General features: G+C 48.6%; 18 protein-coding genes and 2 rRNA genes. 19 read left to right on the forward strand and 1 reads right to left on the reverse strand.

Going from position 1 to position 23,601, the window contains the following annotated elements:
• The first annotated feature begins 264 nt into the window (after positions 1–264).
• From rrf to BLQ88_RS36280, 17 genes are all read left to right on the forward strand, one after another.
• Positions 265–376 (forward strand): 5S ribosomal RNA (gene rrf, locus BLQ88_RS36200).
• A gap of 380 nt (positions 377–756) precedes the next feature.
• Positions 757–2,178, forward strand: coding sequence for an anthranilate synthase component I family protein (locus tag BLQ88_RS36205; protein WP_090157891.1), 1,422 nt, complete (start codon positions 757–759; stop codon positions 2,176–2,178).
• Between the two features lie 24 nt (positions 2,179–2,202).
• Entirely contained in the window at positions 2,203–2,769 is a 567-nt protein-coding gene (locus tag BLQ88_RS36210) for an anthranilate synthase component II (protein ID WP_090157892.1), read from the forward strand.
• Between the two features lie 56 nt (positions 2,770–2,825).
• The gene (gene trpD / locus BLQ88_RS36215; protein ID WP_090157893.1) at positions 2,826–3,815 is read left to right on the forward strand and encodes an anthranilate phosphoribosyltransferase; all 990 of its coding nucleotides are present in this window, start codon (positions 2,826–2,828) and stop codon (positions 3,813–3,815) included.
• 53 nt (positions 3,816–3,868) lie between these two features.
• Complete coding sequence (trpC, locus tag BLQ88_RS36220; RefSeq protein WP_090157894.1) at positions 3,869–4,687, forward strand: indole-3-glycerol phosphate synthase TrpC; 819 nt, start codon at positions 3,869–3,871, stop codon at positions 4,685–4,687.
• Entirely contained in the window at positions 4,684–5,334 is a 651-nt protein-coding gene (locus BLQ88_RS36225; protein WP_090157895.1) for a phosphoribosylanthranilate isomerase, read from the forward strand. Before trpC ends, BLQ88_RS36225 begins: the two co-directional genes overlap by 4 nt.
• A 5-nt stretch (positions 5,335–5,339) precedes the next feature.
• Entirely contained in the window at positions 5,340–6,539 is a 1,200-nt protein-coding gene (gene trpB / locus BLQ88_RS36230; protein ID WP_090157896.1) for a tryptophan synthase subunit beta, read from the forward strand.
• Positions 6,540–6,561: 22 nt separating this feature from the next.
• The gene (locus tag BLQ88_RS36235) at positions 6,562–6,762 is read left to right on the forward strand and encodes a hypothetical protein (protein WP_015813244.1); all 201 of its coding nucleotides are present in this window, start codon (positions 6,562–6,564) and stop codon (positions 6,760–6,762) included.
• Positions 6,763–6,817: 55 nt separating this feature from the next.
• Positions 6,818–7,174, forward strand: a complete 357-nt coding sequence (locus BLQ88_RS36240) for a Dabb family protein (RefSeq protein ID WP_085938722.1) — start codon at positions 6,818–6,820, stop codon at positions 7,172–7,174.
• Positions 7,171–8,004: a tryptophan synthase subunit alpha gene (gene trpA, locus BLQ88_RS36245; protein WP_090157897.1), complete on the forward strand. Its 834-nt coding sequence runs from the start codon at positions 7,171–7,173 to the stop codon at positions 8,002–8,004. Before BLQ88_RS36240 ends, trpA begins: the two co-directional genes overlap by 4 nt.
• Positions 8,005–8,103: 99 nt before the next feature.
• Complete coding sequence (locus BLQ88_RS36250) at positions 8,104–8,844, forward strand: porin family protein (RefSeq protein WP_090157898.1); 741 nt, start codon at positions 8,104–8,106, stop codon at positions 8,842–8,844.
• A 223-nt stretch (positions 8,845–9,067) separates the two neighbouring features.
• The gene (locus BLQ88_RS36255) at positions 9,068–12,388 is read left to right on the forward strand and encodes a DUF4175 family protein (protein ID WP_090157899.1); all 3,321 of its coding nucleotides are present in this window, start codon (positions 9,068–9,070) and stop codon (positions 12,386–12,388) included.
• Positions 12,389–12,582: 194 nt separating this feature from the next.
• A complete protein-coding gene (gene ybeY, locus BLQ88_RS36260) occupies positions 12,583–12,996 on the forward strand; it encodes an rRNA maturation RNase YbeY (protein ID WP_090157900.1) in 414 nt (137 codons plus the stop codon).
• 55 nt (positions 12,997–13,051) lie between these two features.
• On the forward strand, positions 13,052–14,914 hold the full coding sequence (gene mnmG / locus BLQ88_RS36265) for a tRNA uridine-5-carboxymethylaminomethyl(34) synthesis enzyme MnmG (RefSeq protein ID WP_090157901.1): 1,863 nt from the start codon (positions 13,052–13,054) through the stop codon (positions 14,912–14,914).
• Entirely contained in the window at positions 14,914–15,816 is a 903-nt protein-coding gene (locus BLQ88_RS36270; protein WP_090157902.1) for a class I SAM-dependent methyltransferase, read from the forward strand. Before mnmG ends, BLQ88_RS36270 begins: the two co-directional genes overlap by 1 nt.
• A 66-nt stretch (positions 15,817–15,882) precedes the next feature.
• On the forward strand, positions 15,883–17,499 hold the full coding sequence (locus tag BLQ88_RS36275) for an Ig-like domain-containing domain (protein WP_090157903.1): 1,617 nt from the start codon (positions 15,883–15,885) through the stop codon (positions 17,497–17,499).
• Between the two features lie 434 nt (positions 17,500–17,933).
• The gene (locus tag BLQ88_RS36280) at positions 17,934–19,745 is read left to right on the forward strand and encodes a tetratricopeptide repeat protein (protein ID WP_229213016.1); all 1,812 of its coding nucleotides are present in this window, start codon (positions 17,934–17,936) and stop codon (positions 19,743–19,745) included.
• Between the two features lie 133 nt (positions 19,746–19,878).
• Here the strand turns inward: BLQ88_RS36280 and thrC are convergent, their stop codons facing one another.
• Positions 19,879–21,186: a threonine synthase gene (gene thrC, locus BLQ88_RS36285; RefSeq protein ID WP_090157905.1), complete on the reverse strand. Its 1,308-nt coding sequence runs from the start codon at positions 21,184–21,186 to the stop codon at positions 19,879–19,881.
• Between the two features lie 200 nt (positions 21,187–21,386).
• Between thrC and pruA the strand changes: the two genes are divergently transcribed.
• Both pruA and BLQ88_RS36295 read left to right on the forward strand, forming a co-directional pair.
• Positions 21,387–23,018: an L-glutamate gamma-semialdehyde dehydrogenase gene (pruA, locus tag BLQ88_RS36290; protein ID WP_090157906.1), complete on the forward strand. Its 1,632-nt coding sequence runs from the start codon at positions 21,387–21,389 to the stop codon at positions 23,016–23,018.
• Between the two features lie 247 nt (positions 23,019–23,265).
• Positions 23,266–23,601, forward strand: a 16S ribosomal RNA gene (locus BLQ88_RS36295); the annotation flags it as partial.

The raw sequence follows: 23,601 nt of genomic DNA on the forward strand, positions 1-23,601 counted from the left end.
TGTCGAAATACACTCAGCTGAGCAGTACTAATTACCCAACAGCTTGCACATTTAATCTTTATCTTCATCTCTTCTACTTCCAATATGACATGAAAAGGACAAAAGGGACAATGGAAAAAAGGACGAAAGGGAATGCCCTTCCTCCATACTCCTTCCTCCCCTTCCTCCTAAAACTCAAAGATCTTGTTGGTGACTATTGGTCTGGACGGTGCGACGATTCGCTTCACCTCCTTCCCATAGCGAACAAAACCCAACGACGAACTTGTTGGTGACTATTGGTCTGGTGTTCACCTCTTCCCATCCCGAACAGAGAAGTTAAGCCCAGTTCCGCCGATGATACTTGGTTCAAACCTGGTAAAGTAGGTAGTCGCCACAATTATTAATCCTAAAAGCATCCTCATAAGGGATGCTTTTGTTGCGTTTATGTGCCAGTTTGGCAGGTCTTGCATTCACTAGAAATTATAGATTTCAAACATTGCTGTGGCCATTTTTGCACAACTCTTTGCAAAATCTTGCAGAAATATTTTGCAAAACACTGCAGCGATTATTCTTTTTCCTATATTTGCTCTTGTAACAGCCGCAAGGCATTTTTCAACTATGAAATTATTCAATACTATTTGGTGGTGGCGTACTTATCCTTCCAAGATGGACAAGTAAGGCTATTGCAATGGTATAGAATCGATATACATTCAAACGGCTCGCTGTTCATCTGACAGCGAGCCGTTTTTTTTATACACTCTACATTACAACCTGCACATGAAAACCCTGGAAAAGAATTATCAGATTACCACACGCCACAAAAAGCTACTGGCCGATACATTGACGCCGGTTTCGATCTATCTGAAGCTCAGAGACCGTTTCGTGAACACGATTCTCCTCGAAAGCTCCGATTACCACGGCAACGAAAACTCATTTACATACATTTGCTGCGATCCGATCGCTTCCTTCAAACTGAACAATAGCACGGTAACGCAGCGGTTTCCCGACGGTGAGATCGTCAACTTTCAGCTCGAAAACCGCAAAGACGCTGTTCAGGCATTGTACGGTTTTGCACAGAGCTTTAAATCCGAAAAAAGCAAGTTTCCCTTCATCACCAACGGCCTGTTCGGGCACATGACTTACGATGCGGTCACTTACTTCGAAGATATCGAGATCCAGCCTACGAACGCGGAAACGGAAATTGACCAAATATTCTACCAGGTATACCGGTACGTCATCGCTATTAACCACTTCAAAAACGAACTCTACATTTTTGAACACCAATACGGCGAGATCACGGAAGAGGGCGGCATCGATCAGATCGAGGTACTGATCAAGAACCGCAACTTCCCGCAATACGGTTTCAGCATTACGGCGGACGAGACTTCCAATGTGACCGACGACGAAATGCGAAAAGTGATCCAGAAAGGCATCGATCACTGCCTTCGCGGGGATGTGTTCCAGATCGTTCCTTCGCGCCGTTTCAGCCGCAAATTTCAGGGCGACGAATTCAATGTCTACCGTGCATTGCGCTCCATCAATCCTTCGCCTTACCTCTTCTACTTCGACTACGGCAATTACAGGATCTTCGGATCATCTCCCGAAAAACAGATATTCATCAAAAACGGCCAGGCCGAAATCCACCCGATCGCAGGCACATTCCGCCGCACCGGCGACGATCAGGCCGATGCAGAAGCCGCGCAAGCCCTGCTGGACGACCCCAAAGAGACCGCTGAGCACGTGATGTTGGTCGATCTTGCACGGAATGACCTGAGCCGCAGCTGCGACAGCGTGAAGGTCACAAATTACAAGGAGGTGCAATACTATTCGCACGTGATCCACCTTGTTTCGAAGGTAGTAGGTAAAATGAACAAGGACGTGAATCCACTGCAACTCGTGGCCGACACGTTTCCCGCAGGTACATTGTCGGGCGCGCCCAAGCATAATGCGATGAAACTGATCGACCAGATGGAAAGCAGCAACCGCAGCATTTATGGCGGAGCCATCGGTTTTATGGATTTCAATGGCGATTTCAACCACGCCATCGCGATCCGGACGTTCCTCAGCAAGGACAATACGCTTTTCTTCCGCGCCGGCATGGGTGTGGTGGCCAAGTCGAATGTCGAAAGCGAGTTGCAGGAGATCAACAGCAAGCTGGCTGCTTTGCGCCAGGCCATTCAGGTAGCAGAAGGAATCTAAAAACGATTTGAAATCACCGTCACAATGAAAATATTAGTTCTCGACAATTACGATTCTTTCACCTACAACCTCGTGTACATCCTCCGCGAGCTGCACGACCAGGTGGATATTTACCGGAACGATAAGATCGCCCTGGAAGACGTCGGAAATTACGACAAGATCCTGCTGTCGCCCGGGCCGGGCATTCCCTCGGAGGCGGGCATTATGCACGACGTAATCCGCGAATACGGGGCTTCTAAAAGCATTCTCGGCATTTGCCTCGGGCATCAGGGAATAGGAGAGGTTTACGGCGCCGAGTTGGAGAATATGACCGACGTGCTGCACGGCATTGCCGACACGGCCATCGTTGCCGACGCCAGCGACCGCATTTTCAAAGGCCTGCCGTCGCAGATCAAGGTCGGCCGGTACCATTCCTGGACTGTTATTCCCGAGACCTTTACAGATGACATTACGATCACGGCTGTCGATGAAAAAGGCCGTGTAATGGGTCTGTCGCATAAGAAATACGATGTGAAAGGGCTTCAATTTCACCCGGAATCGGTTTTGACAGAGCATGGAAAGGAAATGCTGCAAAACTGGTTGCAAATCTGACCCCCGCATTGAAATAACACCACCTACCCGACGATATAAGCAATTGTAAACCAATCATGAAAAACATTCTTAGCCATCTTTTTGAATATAAAGTCCTCGACAAGGCGCAAGCCAAAGACGTATTAATGGGCATTGGAACCGGTAAATACTCCAATTCCGAAATCGCCTCATTTTTAACTACTTATGCCATGCGCAGCATTACCGTGGAAGAGCTCGAAGGCTTCCGTGACGGTTTGCTCGAACTCTGTCTTTCCGTTGATCTATCGGCATACGACCCGATCGACGTTTGCGGGACGGGGGGCGATGGAAAGGATACATTCAATATTTCGACGCTTTCATGTTTTGTAGTGGCAGGAGCAGGTCAAAGGGTGGCCAAGCATGGCAATCATGGCGTATCGTCCATGTGCGGGTCGTCGACGGTGCTGGAATACCTGGGTGCCAAGTTTACCAATGATAAAGACTACCTCGAAAGGAAGATCGACCAGGCTGGTGTATGCTTTTTGCATGCCCCTCTTTTTCACCCTGCCATGAAGAATGTGGCGCCGGTGAGAAAGGAACTGGGCGTGAAAACGTTCTTCAATATGCTCGGTCCGATAGTCAATCCGGTATCGCCGAAAAAACAGCTTGTGGGCGTATTTAGTCTTGAATTAGCGCGTCTTTTTGCTTATCTTTACCAACAAACGGATAAGCAATTTCTGGTTCTTCACGCATTAGACGGTTACGACGAAGTGTCATTGACAGGTGCTTTTAAAATTATTACCGCTCGCTCAGAGCAAGTTCTTACCCCCTCTCATCTAGGGCTTCAAACTTTGCGCGCCGACGATTTATCCGGCGGCGAGACAGTTGAAGAATCGGCCCGGATTTTCATGAATGTTTTGAACGACACGGCAACGCCGTCGCAGAAGCAGGCGGTGCTGGCCAATGCAGCTATGGCGCTTTACTGCGCGAACCCGGCATTGTCGCTGACCGACGCCGTGGAAACGGCCCGGGAGTCGCTCGAAAGCAAGAAAGCATTGGCCGCTTTCAAAAAATTGATCGAAGAATAGTTAGCGGGGAAGCATTTCTCCCTTTTAATATCATTGCAGTTACAGCATTTTAGATGAATATTTTAGAAAAAATTATCGCCCGAAAGCAGGAAGAAATCAGCGAATCGAAAAAACAGCGGTCCGTTTCCGATCTGGAAAAGGAGCCATTGTTCTCGCGCCCAACTACTTCGCTCACCGCGGCGCTAAGATCATCTACCACACCCCGCATTATCTCGGAATTCAAACGGAAATCACCCTCGAAAGGCATTATCAACGGCGACGTACAGCCCCAGATCGTGACCCGGGACTATGTGAACGCTGGCGCAGTAGGCCTTTCCGTACTCACCGATGCCGATTTTTTCGGCGGCTCGTTTGCCGATTTCCTCGCAGCACGGGAGGCTAACCCGCATATCCCGATGCTCCGGAAGGATTTCATCGTGGACGAATACCAGCTTTTCGAAGCCAAATCCATCGGCGCGGACGTGATCCTGCTCATCGCAGCGAACCTTACGCCTGCACAAGTGGCCCATTTGAGCCGCAGGGCGCACGATCTCGGCCTGGAAGTACTGCTGGAAGTCCATAATGCGGAAGAACTCGCTGTAAGCGTCGGCGAGCATATCGATATCGTAGGTGTGAACAACCGCAATCTCAAAACTTTCGAAACCTCCATCGAGACGTCGGTCGCATTGAGCGAACTGATCCCGGAGCAGTTTGTGAAGATTTCAGAGAGTGGTTTGAAGGACGCCGACACCATTGTGAAGCTGTTTCAAAACGGCTACAAAGGCTTTTTGATAGGAGAGACATTTATGAAAACTGCAAACCCAGGAGCCGCACTTGCAGGTTTGCAACAAGACTTAACTCAACATAGCAATTTAAATCCTCTGGTTTTATGAAAATTAAAGTTTGCGGATTGCGCCAGCAAGGCAATATCGAGCAGGTAGTGGCCTTACAACCCAACTTTATAGGGTTTATTTTCTATGACAAATCCCCGCGCTTCGTGGGTGAGGAGCTGGACGAAGAATATATCCGCAGCATTCCTCAAAACATCAAAAAAGTAGGTGTGTTTGTGAATGCGAACCCCGGCCACATTCTGAACATGGTCAAAAAATACGACCTGCAATATGTGCAGCTGCATGGCAACGAAATGCCCGACATTTGTCGCAGCATCCGTCAGAAGGGCGTTAGCGTGATCAAGGCATTCTCGATCGACGAGAAATTCAACTTTGCGATGCTGAACAACTACAAGTCGTTTTGCGATCTGTTTTTGTTCGATACCAAAGGCGACCAGCCCGGCGGCAACGGCACGGCATTTGACTGGAAATTGCTGAGCAAATACGACAATGAAAAGCCTTTTCTCCTCAGCGGCGGCATCGGGCTCGACAATATCGAGGAGATCATCACTTTATCCCAGACCCTTCCCATTTACGGTATCGACGTCAACAGCAAGTTCGAAACCGAGCCGGGCGTGAAGGATATCGCCAAGCTGGAAGAGTTGTTTAGTTTAGTTCGCGTAAAAGAACAAGAAGAAGCGGAAGCTTAATTTTTATGGAATCAATTGCAGAAAAGAAGTCGTATCAGGTAAATGACCGCGGTTACTATGGCACTTTCGGGGGTGCATTCATTCCTGAAATGCTTTACCCGAATGTGGAAGAACTGCGTGAAAACTACCTCAAAGTAATCGAGGACCCTTCTTTTCAGAAAGAATACAGCGATTTACTGCGGGATTACGTAGGCCGTCCCACACCGCTTTACCGCGCTAACCGGCTTTCCGAAAAATACAAAACCAACATTTACCTCAAACGCGAGGACCTCTGCCACACCGGCGCGCACAAGGTGAACAACACCATCGGGCAAATCCTGATGGCGCAGCGCCTGGGCAAAAAACGCATTGTGGCCGAAACAGGCGCAGGACAACACGGCGTGGCTACGGCAACGGTATGTGCATTGATGAACCTGGAATGCACCGTGTACATGGGTGAAATCGATATCGAGCGCCAGGCGCCGAATGTGGCGCGGATGAAAATGCTCGGCGCGGAAGTACGCCCCGCCTCATCGGGCTCGCGTACGCTGAAAGATGCCACCAACGAAGCAATGCGCCACTGGATCAACAACCCGGTCGATACGCATTACATTATCGGCTCCGTGGTAGGTCCGCACCCGTATCCGGACATGGTAGCGCGGTTCCAGTCGGTTATTTCCGAAGAAATCCGCGCCCAGCTGAATGCGCACACCGGCAAGGAAACGCCCGACTATGTCATCGCCTGCGTAGGCGGCGGCAGCAATGCGGCGGGTACATTCTACCACTTCCTCGACGACGAAGATGTGAAACTCGTAGCAGTGGAAGCGGCTGGTTTGGGGCTGACTTCGGGCCATTCGGCTGCAACAGTCGCATTGGGCAAACCCGGCGTGCTCCACGGCAGCCGTACCATCCTGATGCAAACCGAAGACGGCCAGGTAGTGGAACCATTTTCCATCTCCGCGGGGTTGGATTACCCGGGCATCGGCCCTCAGCACGCATGGCTTGCCGCCAGCGGCCGCGGAACATTCCTTTCGGCGACCGACGACGAAGCAGTACAGGCTGCATTCGAACTCACGCGCCTTGAAGGCATTATCCCGGCATTGGAATCGTCGCACGCACTGGCCATTTTGGGCCGCCTGGGTGCTTCCGAGAACGAAACGGTGGTACTTACCCTCTCCGGCCGCGGCGACAAGGATATGGGCACTTATATGAAACACATCGATTAATTCTCACCTCAATAAACATCACATGGCTACATTGACACTGCCAGAGGTTTTCGATCTCCGATTGAAGATCCAGGAGCTGGAAGCAAAGGTAAACTCAGGTGAACTGTCGCTTTTCGAACGCTGCGATATGGAAGACGAGATCCTTGAAATGAAAGAAAAACTGGGCGAATTCGACCGCCTGAAATTCAGCGACGAAGGCGAATGCCTCAACTGCTCGGCTTAGTCACCTCAAATCCATACCATATATGCAGAGATTTAAGCTCTTTTTGCTTGCTTCCATGGTCCTTTTCAGCACCATGTCGTTTGTTTCACCTTCAAATCCACCTAAAAAAATGCTGCGTCACGTTGTGCTTTTCAAATTCAAAGACTCTTCAACGCCTGCACAGATTAAAGAAGTGGAAGACGCTTTCAGAAAGCTTCCTTCGAAAGTGAAAGAGGTGAAAGGATTTGAATGGGGTACCAACAACAGCCCCGAAGGATTGGCACAAGGCTTCACACACGTGTTTTTCGTGAGCTTCGACAGCGAAGCCGGACGTGAAGTATACCTGCCTCACCCTGAGCACAAAGCATTTGTAAAAGTCCTGGAACCACACCTGGACAAAGTATTGGTTGTTGACTACTGGACACAGGAATGAACCGCATTGTAAATCTTTTTCAGAATTCTGATAAATCCTCGGGCGGGGAATCGAGCGCCGGACTTACGCGTCCCGGACTACTGAATGTCTATTTCACGGCCGGCTTCCCCGAACTGAACGATACCCTACGCGTTTTGCAGGCATTGCAGGAAGGCGGAGCAGATCTCGTGGAAATAGGGATGCCGTATTCCGACCCCGTGGCCGACGGCGAGACAATCCAGCAAAGTAATGACCGCGCATTGGAAAACGGCATGTCCGTCCGCATTCTGTTTGATCAATTGCAGGGTATGCGCGAAACGGTATCCGTGCCGGTGCTGTTAATGGGTTATATCAACCCGGTATTGCAGTATGGTATCGAGTCGTTTTGTGCTAAATGCGCGGAAGTAGGCGTGGACGGGCTCATTCTGCCCGATATGCCGATGGACGTTTACCTCGATGAATACAAATCCATTTTCGACGCGCACGGTTTGCTGAATATCTTTTTGGTAACCCCCCAAACGTCCGAAAAACGCATTCGCCAGATCGACGAGGTGAGCGCCGGATTCATCTACACCGTTTCCTCCGCGAGCGTTACCGGTTCGAAATCCGGCGTGAGCGGCGATATGGAAGCGTACTTCGAAAGACTCGACGCGATGAACCTCCGCAATCCGCGCCTGATCGGTTTTGGTATCAAAGACCACGACACGTTCGTGAGAGCTTCGAACCACGCCGCCGGTGCGATCATCGGCAGCGCATTCATCCGCGTGTTGCAGGAAAGTACCGACCTGGAAAACGATATCAAATCGTTTGTGAGATCGGTCAAGAGCTCTTCGGAGGCAATTCCCGCATAATTCGCCGCGGAGCGGCCGATTTTGAAATTCTTCAGGCATCAATTTTGTACAAACAATCCGTCACCGGGTTGTTTGTTTTTTTATATACCAACGTTGCCTATGAAAACCGCTCATGCACTACTCATCGTCCTCATATGCAGCGTATATACGCCGGCATCCGCACAATTCAATTTCGACCTCGAAGGCGGGCTCATTTTAGGCACCAGTTACAATAAAGTACAAATCCCGAGCGGTTCGGGAACGCGCGTGAATCTCCCAGAGCAGCTCGACCTCGACCGGAGTGCGTTCTATCGCATTCGTGCGGGTTACCGGATTGGGAACCGACATAATATCTCCGCATTGTTCGCCCCGCTCACGATTCACTACCGCGGGTCGCTCGATCAGACGACGAATTTTAACAATAATACCTACCTCCCCGGCCAGCCGCTCAATGTGGACTACCGCTTCAACTCGTACCGGCTTACCTATCGCTACGATTTTTTTGCCAACGGCAAGTGGAGGGTAGGGGCGGGGCTCACCGCCAAAGTCCGCGATGCCGACATCCGCTTCAAGAGCGAGTATGCCGACACGCATTATGACAACCTCGGTTTTGTACCACTCATTAATTTCTACGCTTCCTGGAAACCGGCCTACCACTGGACCGTCATTCTCGAAGGCGACGCATTGGCCGCAAAGCAGGGACGCGCCGAGGACATCTTCGGAGGCATTGCCTACAATTTCAATAATACGATCGGGATCAAGCTTGGGTACCGTATGCTCGAAGGCGGAGCAGACAATGACAAGATCTATAATTTCAACTGGATCAACTACGCCTCAGCCGGCATACTGATTTCGCTCTGACGCGATGAGTAGCCTGCCGGCACCGGTGTGGCGACACTCGGTGTGACGACACCCGGTGTGACGATACCGGGATTTTCCATACATGCTGGGGTAAATGTGCCAGTAATTCGTTATATTTCTTTGTTTTTATCACGTGTAGCGATTTGGTAATTTTTGAATGCCGGATGCGTTATAAAAACTTCACGCTTATACCTAAACCACTATGGCTCCTTTCACTACGTCAATGGAAGGCCTGTTGCTCCGCATTCAGGAATACCGTCAGAAATATTATCAGAACCAGTTGCTCAAAGGCGCGATCTTCTCGATAGGGCTGCTGCTGACTGTCTTTTTGTTTTTCAATACCATCGAATATTTCGGGCGGTTCAGCTCGCTTGTGCGCGGGATGCTGTTTTTCGGCTTCCTGGCTGTACTGGTGTTTTCGTTTGTACAATGGGTTATCCAACCGCTGATCCATTTGTATGGTTTGAGAAAACCGCTCTCTGATGAGCAGGCCGCATTGCAGATAGGGCAGTATTTTCCGGAAGTGGGGGATAAGCTCGTCAATACATTGCAACTCCGTAACCTGACGGGCATGCAATCGGACCTGATCGACGCGAGTATCCGGCAGAAATCGAGCCAGCTGCTGATTGTCCGCTTTTCGGATGCGATTCGTTTTAATGAGAATAAAAAGCGGCTGAAATATGCGGTGTACCCGCTGGCGGCCATTGCGGTGATATTGCTGTTCAACCCCTCGTTTTTCTCTTCAAGCTCGGAACGCATTATCCATTTCCAGAAGAATTATACTTATGCGCCATTCTCTTTTGAATTACAAAACAAGAGCCTGAAAGCATTTCGGAATGAGGATTTTACATTAAAACTCAAACTGCAAGGCGAAGCTCTGCCGTCGGCCGTTTACCTGGTTCAAAATGGCACCCGCTTCAAGCTGACGCAGGAAAGCGCCAAGAATTTTTCCTACACATTCAAAAACCTGCAACGCGATGTCGCATTCTCTTTCGACGCAGCCGGCTACGCTTCCGAAGAATACCGCATTGTAGTGAACGAACGGCCTTCGCTGCTGTCGTTCGATGTGAATTTGCATTATCCAGCGTATCTGAATAAACCTTCGGAAGGGCTGAATAATGTAGGTAATCTATCGGTACCGGAAGGCACGACTGTCGAGTGGAATTTCAATACATCTTCTACCAAAGCATTGGCCATTAAATTCGAAAACGATTCGGCATTGTATACTGCCAAGGAAAGCAATGGCGACCATTTCGAAATACGGAGAACGGTCCGGAAATCAGCTCAATATCAGGTAAATCTGAAAAACGATCAGACTACCAATTCGGACAAAATCGGCTATTTCATCAATGTTATTCCGGACAAATATCCGGTGATGAACCTTGAAAATTTCCAGGATACGACATTGTATAACTACCTCGTGCTCGGCGGCTCCATCAGCGACGATTACGGGTTTTCACAGCTCCGCATGTTCTATTCCGTCAAGAGAGCGAATGAGGACAAGCCTGCGCAGCCGAAAAGCATTCCCATTCCATTTAACAAAACCGTCAACACCCAGAGCTTCTTCTTCCAATGGTACGTGGACAGCCTCAAACTCGCGCCGGGCGACAAGATCGAGTACTATGCCCAGGTTTGGGATAATGATGGCGTAAATGGTGCGAAAAGTGCCCGCTCACGATCTATACAATTCACGGTACCATCGAAAGATCAGCTGGAAGCGGAGGTAAGGAAGTCGGAACAGGCGACGGAGAATCAGATGCAATCAGCGATGAAGAAAGCGCAGAGCTTGCAGAAGGATATAGAGAACCTGGATAATCGTCTGAAAAGTAACAAGGAGCTCGATTTTAAAGAACAAAAACAAATCGAGGAAGTGCTGCGGAAACGCGAGGAGTTGATGAAGGAACTGGAAGCATTGAAGGAAAAGCACCAGGACACCAATGAAAAGGCGCGGCAGTTCAACCAGCAAAGTCCCGAGTTGCAGGCCAAAATCGAGCAGTTGCAAAAGCTGATGAACGATTTGATGGACGAGGATACCGAGAAACTGTACAAGGAGCTGAAAAAGCTTTTGGAACAAAAACAGAGCGAACGGATGTCGACCATGCTCGAAAAGCTCCGTAACAAGGAAAATAACCTCGAAAAAGAACTGGAACGAACCATGAAGCTCTTCAAGCAAATGCAGATGGAGCAGAAAATGGAAAACCTCGCCGAAAAATTGAACGATTTGGCTGATAAGGAAGAAGACCTGGCCGAAAAATCGGAGCAGAATGATAAGAACAAAAGCTCCGAGGATAAGCAGGGCAAAAACGAAGATCTGAAAAAAGAGCAGGAAAAAATCCAGGACGATTTCAAAAAAGCCCAGGAAAACAGCAAGGAGATCGAGGAAATGAGCAAGGAGCTGGAACAGGAGCTCGATATGCAGAAAGAGGAGCAAAAAAACGCTTCTGAGCAGATGGAACAGAGCAAGCAGCAGCTCGACAAGCAACAGAACCAGAAAGCGTCCCAGTCGCAAAAAAACGCGGCTAAATCGATGAAGAAAATGGCGCAGTCAATGCAGGAGCAAATGGAGTCGGCGGAAATGGAGCAAATGCAGGAAAACCTCGATGCTTTGCGCGACATTCTCGAAAACCTGATCACATTATCCTTCGACCAGGAGACGCTGATGAAAGACTTCCGCGGCGTGAGCCTGCAAGATCCCCGCTTCGTGAAACTCGGCCAGCAGCAACTGAAACTGAAAGATGACGCGAAGATCGTCGAGGACAGCCTGTACGCATTGGCCAGCCGCGTGGTGCAGATCCAATCGTTCATCACCCGCGAGCTGAACGATATGAAGTCGTACATGAACGAGAGCGTGAAGAGCATCAAGGACCGGCAAATTAATGTAGCTACTTCCAAGCAGCAATTCGCGATGACTTCCATGAACAACCTCGCATTAATGCTGAGCGACGTCTTCAACCAGATGCAGCAACAAATGGCGATGGCTATGCCCGGCGCCGGCAAAGGCAAGAAGGGTAAGCAGAAAGGCGAGCAGCAGGGCATGGGCGAAATGCAGGAAAAACTGAACGGGCAGATCAAGCAGCTCGGCCAGGGCAAGGAAGGACAGGGTAACCAATCGGAGCAACTTGCGAGAATGGCCGCGCAGCAAGCCGCGATCCGCAAGATGATCCAGGATTTGATGGAGCAGCAGAAAGGTACCAAGCAGGGCGAGCAAATGGGCAAGGAGTTGCAGGACATCGCCGAGAAAATGGACGAAACTGAAACCGACCTTGTGAACAAACGCGTGACGCCGGAGATGATCAAACGCAACCAGGAGATCACCACGCGCCTGCTCGAATCCGAAAAAGCAATGAAAGAGCAGGACGAGGACGAGCAACGCAAAGCACAAGCCGCGAAGCAGCAGCCGAAACAACCGCCTGCCGCATTTGAAAAGTACATTCGCGAGAAGGAGAAGCAAACGGAACTGCTTCGCACCATACCGCCTACTTTCTCACCATTCTACAAACGGGAAGTCGACACGTACTTCCGTAAATACCAGGCCAAGAACTGATCAACGGTCCATTTTGTTGGGCTAGGGTAGGGGATAGCGTTAACTCTTTTTAACAGGGGGTTTTGACACGCTATCCCTTGTTTTTCATGTTCTTAATGACAGACTTCGTAAGTTTGTAAATTATTTACGATCAAATATTTAAATATCACGCACCAGCCGGCACTTATCCGGGCGGATGTGCGTGGCTATAAATCATGGTAAGTTTCTTCTCGGAAGGCATTGATTTTAAGGTAGTTAATCCGTTAAAAACGAAGAAATGGATCAAAAACACCTCAATTTCAGAAGGTTATGAGTTATCTCAATTGAATTACATATTTTGTTCGGACGAATACCTGCTTGAAATCAATAAGGAGTACCTCGACCACGACTATTTCACTGACATCATTACGTTTGACAATAGTGAGGAAGACAATCAAGTGGAGGGGGATATTTACATCAGTGTAGACAGGGTACGTGAAAATGCAGCAACGTTCCACACCGAATTTGACACAGAAATGCGCCGTGTGCTCATTCATGGGTTGCTACACCTTGCGGGGTACGACGACACGAGTGAAGCGCTTAAAACGGCCATGAGGGCTAAAGAAGATGAGTATCTTAGGCTGTTCTAGTTAAATTTCCACGTGGAACACTTTAATTAAAGTGGTTTAACAAGTGAGTAATAATATGTTTCAGGAATATGATGTGATCGTGGTAGGCGCAGGCCATGCCGGATGCGAAGCCGCCGCTGCCGCAGCGACGATGGGTTCGTCGGTACTACTGATCACAATGAATATGCACACCATCGCACAGATGTCGTGCAACCCCGCAATGGGCGGTGTCGCCAAAGGACAGATCGTCCGGGAGATCGACGCGCTCGGCGGACAGTCGGGGATCGTCTCCGACAAGACGATGATCCAGTTCCGGATGCTGAACCTCTCCAAGGGCCCTGCCATGTGGAGCCCCCGTTGCCAAAGCGACCGGGTCAGATTCGCAGAGGAATGGCGGTCGATTCTCGAGAACAATCCGAATGTAGACTTCTGGCAGGACACGGCGAAAAACATCATCGTCGAGGACGGCAAAGCCTGCGGGGTAGTGACGAGTCTCGGCATTGAAATCCGCTCGAAAGCTGTGGTACTAACCAATGGTACTTTCCTCAATGGACTCATCCATATCGGCGAGAAAAACTTCGGTGGAGGCCGCACCGGCGAGAAATCCGCAACCGGCTTGACAGAGCAATTGGTAACACTCGGCTTTGAAGCAGGCCGCATGAAAACCGGCACGCCCCCACGCGTGGACGGCCGCTCGCTCGACTACTCCAAAATGGAAGAACAACCCGGCGACGAAAACCCGGCCAAATTTTCCTACACCGATACCAAGCCGCTCGCCAAACAACGCAGCTGCTGGATCACCTACACCAACCAGGAAGTACACGACGTGCTGAAAACCGGCTTTGAAAAATCGCCGATGTTCTCGGGACGCATTAAGGGGCTGGGGCCCCGGTATTGTCCGTCGGTGGAAGATAAGATCAACCGCTTTGCCGATAAGGACCGTCACCAGATTTTCGTGGAACCGGAAGGGTGGGATACTGTGGAGGTGTATGTCAATGGCTTCTCGACTTCGCTGCCGGAAGACGTGCAATATGCTGCGCTCCGGAAAATTCCAGGCTTCGAGAATGCTAAAATGTTCCGCCCGGGCTATGCGATCGAATACGACTACTTCCCGCCGACGCAATTGAAATCGACGCTTGAAACCCACCTGGTGAAGAATCTCTTTTTTGCGGGTCAAATCAATGGGACGACCGGCTATGAAGAGGCGGCGTGCCAGGGCTTGATGGCCGGCATCAATGCACACCGGAATGTGAACGATCTCGATCCATTCGTTTTGAAAAGATCGGAAGCATACATCGGCGTGCTCATCGACGACCTCATTAACAAAGGTACCGAAGAGCCCTACCGCATGTTCACCTCCCGCGCTGAATACCGGACGTTGCTTCGCCAGGATAATGCAGATTTGAGGCTTACCGAAAAGGGCTACGAAATCGGTTTGGCGAGCGACGAAAGGGTAGAGGCAGTGCGTACGAAGAAACGTGAGACAGAAGAGATCATCGCCAAACTAAATGCTACCAAACTGACCCCGGACGAAATCAACCCGGCATTGGAAGCGATCGGTACTGCGCAGATTCGTGAAAAAATCGCTGTCGCGCAACTGCTCAGAAGGCCCCAGATTTCGATTAACCAACTGCTTGAATCGAGCCCTGTCGTGAACGAATTGCTCAGTGAATATGGCCACGATTCCGTGCAGCAAGCCGAGATCAATTTGAAATACGACAGCTATATTGAGAAGGAAATGCTGCTCGTGGAGAAAATGAATAAGCTGGAAAATCTCGCGATCATAGAAAATTTCAACTATGATGGCGTCACTTCCTTGTCCTTTGAGGGCCGTGAGAAACTGAAAAGAACACGTCCTTCCACGATCGGCCAGGCGTCGCGCATCAGCGGTGTCAGCCCTTCGGATATATCTGTTTTAATGCTTTACATAGGCCGCTAATGTCTTTAGAAACGCTCGAAAAATGCCCGGTATGCCAGCAATCCAGTTTCAGCAATTATCTGAATGTGGAGGATTATACCGTTTCGCACAAAGAATTTACGATCCAGCAATGCAATTCCTGCTACTTTCTGTTCACAAATCCGCGCCCTTCAGAAGACTCGATCGGCGTATATTATGAGTCACAGGAATATATTTCCCATCACGACGAAGCCAAAGATCTGATGAGTAAAGTGTACACTTCTGTGAGAAATCATACGATTGAACAGAAGGTAAAACTGATCAACAGCCTCGTTCAACCGAAGGGAACATTGCTCGACATCGGCTGCGGAACCGGCAATTTTCTCGGTGCTGTAAAACAGGATGGCTGGAACACATACGGTACCGAACCCGATTCAGGTGCACGCGAGGTGGCGTCAAAAAGGGTAGGAGCGACGATCTTCGAAGGTATAACGGAAGAGAGCCTGGGAGCGCAGCAATACGATCTTATTACCATGTGGCACGTTCTGGAACACGTGCATAAATTGAATGAAACGATCGACTGGCTGCAAAACCATTTAAAACCGAACGGGCGGATCATTATCGCGGTACCTAACCCACAGTCGCACGATGCCGCCAAATACGGCCGTTTTTGGGCCGCCTACGACGTTCCCCGTCATTTGTATCATTTCACCCGCGCTACCATGAAAAACCTCTTACAAAGGCACGGATTGACGGTTAAAAAGATACTTCCCATGTGGTTCGATTCCTTTTATGTAAGTATGCTCAGCACGAAATACAAAAGCAGCAAAACCAATTTAATCGATAGCGCGATCACCGGGTTAGAATCCAATCTGAAAGGCCGCGCCGGCACAAATAAGGAGCTTAATACTTCCAGCCTGATCTACATTATCTCGAAAAACTGACCAGTACCAACACAACAAACGGCCCTCAATACCCACTGTATTGGGGGCTTTTTAAATTCAACTGAAATGCTTAGAACGATTGTATTTGCCATCCTCATTCTGTTCTTCTTCGAACGCTGTGCACAACAGGTACCGCCTACCGGAGGAAAAAGGGATTCGATTCCGCCTACACTTCTGGAAAGCAATCCCCTGAACAAAACCCTCAATTTTAAAGGGAAGAAAATCGAATTATTCTTCGATGAATACGTGGTGGTGGATAATATCAACCAGAAATTGGTGATCACGCCTGAGGCCGATAACCCCTACTCTTACAAGCAGAACGGCATGTCGGTACTGCTTACATTCAAAAATCAGTTCAAGGACAGTACCACATTTACCTTGAATTTCGGTGATGCTATCAAGGATTTCGCGGAAAAAAATCCGGCAAAAAACCTCAAAATAGTCTTCAGTACCGGCAATTCGCTCGACTCCGGGCGCGTGTATGGAACATTGAAGGATATCCGCACCAACAAGCCCATTTTTGACGCCCTGGTGGGTCTGTACAACGTCAGCGACACCCTCAATATCGCCAAACAAAAGCCCTACTACTTTTCAAGAACCGATAGCAGCGGTGTGTTTTCCATTGAAAACATTCAAACCAGACAATACAAACTGATCGCCATCGACGACAAAAACCGCAATATGCTCTACAATGCGAAGGATGAGCGCATGGGATTTTTGGGTAAAACCATCACGGCCGGCACCGATTCCGCGTCCTATCAGCTGAATATGTACCTCTCCGACAACACCGCATTAAAGGTCCAGCGAACGCTTCCAAAAGTGAATAATTACGCAGTTGTGTTCAGCAAAGCGATCGAGAACGTGGAAGTGACGTTCGTAAACAAAGATCCACTACCCTACCTGCTTGAACCCAATGGCACAAACCTTAAATTTTTCAATGTAGATCCCCATCCCGATACCACATTGGTAAAACTCAAAACATTGGATTCTCTGGGAATATCGAGTGAATTTGAGCAAAAAATCGCATTTCAGGCGCAACGCGGCAAACAGCGCCAGCTCGATCCGTTGTCCATTACGACCATTCCGGAAGCCAACAAACCGCTTACCAACACATTCACCTACAAGATCATTCTGAACAAACCCGTCCGCACGCTCGACGATCAAAAAATCGCATTAATCTCCGACAGCCTCACCCACGAGCCATTGAATGCATTTAAATACAGTTGGAATAAAAACCACAATATCCTCACAATCGACGCAAAATCGTTCGCGAAAGACACCGTGAAATGGGATATTCCCAAAGGCTCGATCATCAGCGTAGAAGGCGACACGCTGCCCAAAACATTGCTTCGGCATACTATTCTAAAGGAAGAAGATTACGGCGTGATCCATGGCCGCGTTACGAACGCGGATACGTCGATGCGTCTCATTATCGAACTGGTCGACGAACAATACAAAGTAGTCGAAACACACTACCAATCGCCCTACACTTTCAAGAATATCCCTCAAGGAAAATATTTTTTGCGCGCTACGATCGATAGAAACCGGAACAGAAGGTGGGATCCCGGCCAAATGGACAAAGACCTGCAGCCTGAGCCTATCTATTACATGCAGGACAAGTTCCTTTTGAAGGCAAATTTCGAGCTGAACGATATCAACATCACCATTCCTGAAGAAAAATAATGACATTTTTGTCTACAGTCTGTGGATAACTATGTGAATAACGCCGAAATTTTGTTGGTAAAAGGGGTGAAAATGTGAACAACCTTGTGGATAACCCCTAATATGTGTGGATAAAAAAGTGAATTCAGGCCTCCAGTGGATAACCAGCAACCAAACGAGAGTTAACAGTACGTTGATTCACTTTAGAAACTGTGGATAACAAAAGTAGTCAACTAAAGGCGTTTACCCACATTCCAATGTGAACAGAATAATTCCTAACTTGTATTTCAACTACTTAAATGTTGATTTCAAAAATTTATACAGTGGATAACCTACAATAGTTATCCACAAAATGTGAATAACTATGTTAATCTACAGTGGACAAGCACTTTATTCACAAATCCACAGACACAATGAATGATAATAACTAAAGGAAAAAGATTTTTTTATCTATTATGAAAAGGGTTACGAGCTGTTTGATGATAGGATTTCTGCTTTCCGGGGCGGCCGCGGCGTTCGGGCAGGGGGAGCGGGAGCTGGCCGAAGAATATTTCAAAAATGGGGATTGTCCAAAGGCGCTTAGTTACTATTCTTCATTTCTGAAAAGCTCATTTGAAAAAATCTCGCTTAAGAATTACACCAGCTGCATTGTGAAGAGCAAGGCATGGGGCGACGGCGAGCAATTTTTCAAAAAGCAGATCAAAGGGGATGCCAACAATGCAGCCTGGTATTATCTCAACTGGGGCATAATGCTTGAGAATCAGGGGAAGGCCGTAGAGGCATCCAAAAGGTACGAGCAGGTCATTACCGCGTCCGGTGCGAGAACGGAGCTTAAACGCGACCTGGCGGAGGAATTCCGGGCGCAAAACCAGTCGGAATGGGCGAAGAATATCCTGCTCGAAGCGAGGGAAAGCGCGAAACGTTACGATATCTTCCAGCTCGAACTTGCAAGCGTTTACCGCGACCTGAACCAGCCGGAGAAGATGATCGACGAGCTGCTTTCTTATGGCATGCGCTATCAGAATACCGAGGTCGTTCAGAATATGCTTCAGGACTTTACGAAGGACGAGAAGGAACAGGCATTGCTGGAAAAGGTATTATATGATAAGATCCAGAAGTTTCCGCAGGAAGGCTTTTACAATGAACTGCTGATCTGGTACCAGGTCCAGCGCAAGGATTTTTACAAAGCATTCATCCAGGAACGCGCCCTCGACCGCCGTTTTAAACACAATGGATCGCGGCTTTACAACCTCGGAATGCTGGCCTTGCAGAACAACGACTATACCAATGCAGGCACAATCTTCGACCATCTCGTGAAGGAGTATCCCAAAGGACAGCTCTATCCGGTGGCGCGGAGAATGGCCATTTTCGCTCGGGAGGAGCAGGTCAAAAACACTTATCCCGTAAAGAAAAGCGAAGTGCAGAAGCTGCTCGGTCAATACCAGCAGCTCGTCGATGAACTGGGCGTGAATGTGCGTACGATCGAAGCGCTGCGAAACATGGCGATCCTGAATGCATTCTATATGGATAACTTCAAAAAGGCGATCGAGATATTGCAAAAAGCGATCGAAGCGGGTAAGGCTGAGAAGAATTTTGTAGATAAATGCAAGCTCGATCTGGGTGATATCTACCTGCTGCAAGGTGAACCCTGGGAGGCGACATTGGTATATTCGCAGGTCGAAAAGTCTCAGAAAGATGATGTGCTTGGTTACGAGGCGAAGTTGCGGAATGCGAAGTTGCATTATTTCAAAGGTGAGTTTGAGTTAGCGAAAGCAGTTCTCGACATTCTGAAAAAGGCAACCAGTCGCGAAATTGCGAACGACGCCAATGAGCTTTCGTTATTAATAATGGACAACACCGGTCTCGATAGTACCGAGGCTGCGATGAAAGCTTACTCCTCGGTCGAGCTTCAATTGTTTCAGAATAAGAAGTTCGAGGCGATCGATACCTTGAAGCAATTGTATAAGAAGTATGAAAACCATAGCCTGGCTGACGAAATTCTCTGGCTCACCGCTAAGACTTACATTAAGCTCGACAGCAACCAGCAGGCAATGGCGGATCTGAAATTGTTGTACTCCAAATTTGGTCATGACCTGTACGGCGACGATGCGCTGTTCGCTATGGCGAAGCTCTACCAGGAAAAACTCAATGACAAGGACCAGTCGATGAAATTGTACCAGGAGCTGATGGAAAAATATCCGGGCAGCATTTTCGTCGCCGAGTCGAGGAAGCGTTTCCGGATTTTGAGGGGCGACGTCGTCAACTAGAGAAATTTTTACAGACAATAGAAAAAGGCCCCGAAGTTTGACGCTTCGGGGCCTTTTACATTTTAAAATTCACGCGCTTCTACCCGGATTCAGTCGAATATTCAAATCTCAGGCGCATTGAAACGCTGAATTTCTATTTTAACTCATTCATTAATAGTGATTTGAATTCCGAAAATTCAGGTTTCATTTTGATCGACACTTTTTCAAAATCAAGCAGTGATTTCAATCTTTCAGGTACTTCGATGCTTTTTCCCAAAGTTTCTTCCACGAGGTCGATAAATTTCGCCGGATGGGCAGTCGAAAGGAAGACGCCGATGAAATCACCGTTCGTTTTTTTCCGATACTCCTGAAGACCCCGGTAAGCGACAGCCGTGTGCGGGCACATCACATAGTTGGCATTGCCGAAAACTTCCCGCATTGCTTTTTGGGTTTGCTCATCGGTGAAGAATGCCCCGGAAACTTTTTCGTTGATCGCATTCCAGTCGTCATTGAAAAATCTCGTCAACCGTACAAAGTTGCTCGGGCTGCCGACGTCCATTGCATTGGATATTGTTTCAATCGAAGGAAGTGGTTCGTAAGTACCAGACTCGAGGTAGCGCGGTACCGCATTGTTCACATTAGTGGCCGCGATGAAATGCTCCACCGGCAGGCCCATGCGATAGGCGAGTACGCCCGCGCTGAGGTTTCCGAAGTTACCGCTCGGTACAGCGATCACCAATGGCTTGCCCAATTTCTTCAACTGCGCATAGGCCGCGAAATAATAGAACGATTGTGGGATCAGCCGGGCGATATTGATGGAGTTCGCCGAAGCGAGATTGTATTTTTCGGAAAGCTCCGGATCGAGGAATGCTTCTTTCACCAGGCGCTGGCAATCGTCGAAAGTACCATCTACTTCCAGGGCCGTTACATTGTAGCCGAGGGTAGTCAATTGTTTTTCCTGAATATCGCTTACTTTTCCACTGGGGTAGAGGATCGTAACCGAGATGCCCGGTACTTTATGAAAACCTTGTGCAACCGCGCCTCCGGTATCGCCGGATGTTGCCACCAGAATGCGGATTTCTTTGTTGGAGCGCTGCAAAAAGTAGGACATGATCGCCGCCATGAACCGTGCACCAAAGTCCTTGAAAGCCATTGATGGGCCATGGAACAGTTCGAGTACGTAGTCGTTCGGCGTGATCTTCACGACCGGCGCTTCGAAATCATATGCGCGATCAATGATGGATTCAATTTCGCTTCTAGTAATTTCACTGCCCAAAAGGGTGGCCGTCACCTCGATGGCGATCTCTTTGAAGGATTTATTCTCGATATCGTCCAGAAATTCCTTCGAAATAGCAGGAATGGTTTCGGGCATGTAGAGACCGTTATCGGGAGGAAGGCTGTTGAAAACGGCTTCTTCCAGCGATGCTTTCAAGTCGGCAGTTTTGGTACTATAGAATATCATTTTGATATAAATTGATCCGGAAAATGGGAGCGCAAATTTAACTAAAATCCCAGCAGGTCAGTTATTTTGAGAACTTTTAAATGGGTTTTCGGGCTAAAAACAGGATAGTACTTTGCTGTGAAAGCATTGCGGGGATCGTGGCGCCGGATATTTTTGTTTCGTACTAACAGGTAGTAAATCAATATAACAAACCAAATAATATGTCGATAGGAATTTTCAATGTGCCGGCACTTAAAAACGAACCGGTAAAAAGCTATGCGCCGGGTACACCGGAGCGCGCAGAACTTAAAAAAGCATTGGCGGATGCCCGCTCCAAAACCATTGAGATACCACAATATATAGGTAGCGAAGAAATCTATTCGGGAAATAAGAAGAAGGTGTCCCCGCCGCATGATCATCAGCACATTCTGGGCTATTTTCACGAGGGTACTAAGGAAGACGTCGCCAAAGCGATTGATGCTGCCCTGGAAGCCCGGAAAAGCTGGGCTACGCTTACCTGGGAGCAACGCGCGGCTATTTTTCTGAAAGCGGCCGAACTGATCGCCGGTCCGTACCGCGCTGAAATGAATGCGGCCACGATGCTCGGACAATCCAAAAATGCCTATCAGGCCGAGATCGATTCGGCTTGTGAAATCATTGATTTTCTGAGGCTTAATGTAAACTTCATGCGGGATATCTATGAAGAGCAGCCTGTTTCGTCGGAAGGCGTCTGGAACCGCATGGAATACCGTCCGCTGGAAGGTTTCATCTTCGCCATTACGCCATTCAACTTTACGGCTATCGCGGGAAACCTGCCAGCTGCACCTGCACTCATGGGTAATGTGGTGATTTGGAAACCTGCATTTACGCAAGTCTACGCGGCGAATGTGATTATGAAGGTATTCAAAGAAGCGGGCTTGCCGGATGGCGTTATTAATATGGTTTTGGCAGATGGTCCGGTTGCGGGAGAAGTGATTTTCAAGCACCCTGATTTCTCCGGCGTGCATTTTACGGGTAGTACCAAAGTTTTCCAGACAATTTGGAAGACAATCGGAGAGAATATTGCTACTTATAAGACATTTCCAAGAATCGTGGGAGAGACGGGAGGTAAGGATTTTGTACTCGCTCACAAATCGGCTAATGCAAAGGAGGTGGCTACCGGGCTGATCCGGGGTGCATTTGAATACCAGGGGCAAAAATGCTCGGCGGCTTCACGGGCGTATATCCCTTCCAATCTTTGGGAAGAAGTGAAAAGATTTATGCTGGCTGATTTGGTCGAGATAAAAATGGGCGGTGTAGAAGACTTCTCTAATTTCGTGAATGCCGTAATCGACGAAAAGTCGTTCGACAAGATCGCTTCTTATATAGATGGGGCAAAGGCCAGCGCGGATACGGAAATCGTCGCAGGAGGCAATTTTGATAAGAGCAAAGGCTATTTTGTCGAGCCGACCATTATTCGCGCATTCAAGCCGGATTATGTTACGTTGTGCGAGGAGATATTCGGGCCCGTCCTCACTATATATGTGTATGATGAAAATGAGTTCGAACAAATCATTCCGGTCATCGACGCCACTTCTCCCTATGCATTAACAGGGGCTGTCTTTGCAAAGGACCGCTATGCCATTGAATATGCGACACGGCATCTGGTGAATGCGGCTGGTAACTTTTATATAAACGACAAGCCGACCGGAGCCGTGGTAGGGCAGCAGCCCTTCGGTGGTGCGCGGGCATCGGGTACGAATGATAAGGCGGGATCGGTTTTAAACCTGCTCAGATGGGTATCTCCGCGTGCATTGAAAGAGACGCTCGTTTCGCCGAAAGACTATAAATATCCCTTCCTTTCCGCCGAATAATTGGATAATGCTTTTGAATAATTTGAATCGTTGAAGAACTTTCAAATTATTTGACTTTTTTCTTGCCCAGCTATTGGACTTGAAAAAATGTTTTCTACCTTTGCAATCCCAATCGCAAACGAAGCGACTGACACGAAGAAAAGAAAGCGCGGTTGGCACTGTTCTTTGACATGATGAGATAGACCAAAAGAGTAAGAAAAACTCGTTTGAATAGAATTAAGCTACTTTAATGTAGCAAACAAAATTTACAATGGAGAGTTTGATCCTGGCTCAGGATGAACGCTAGCGGCAGGCTTAATACATGCAAGGCGAAGGGGCAGCAATGTCACTGTCGTACGGGTGCGTAACGCGTATGCAACCTACCTATCACTGGGGGATAGCCCGGGGAAACCCGGATTAATACCGCATAAAACAGGGGCACCGCATGGTGATATTTGTTAAAGATTTATTGGTGATAGATGGGCATGCGTTCGATTAGCTAGTTGGCGGGGTAACGGCCCACCAAGGCGACGATCGATAGGGGAGCTGAGAGGTTGATCCCCCACACGGGCACTGAGATACGGGCCCGACTCCTACGGGAGGC

This window comes from Dyadobacter soli (assembly GCF_900101885.1).
GTDB lineage: Bacteria > Bacteroidota > Bacteroidia > Cytophagales > Spirosomataceae > Dyadobacter > Dyadobacter soli.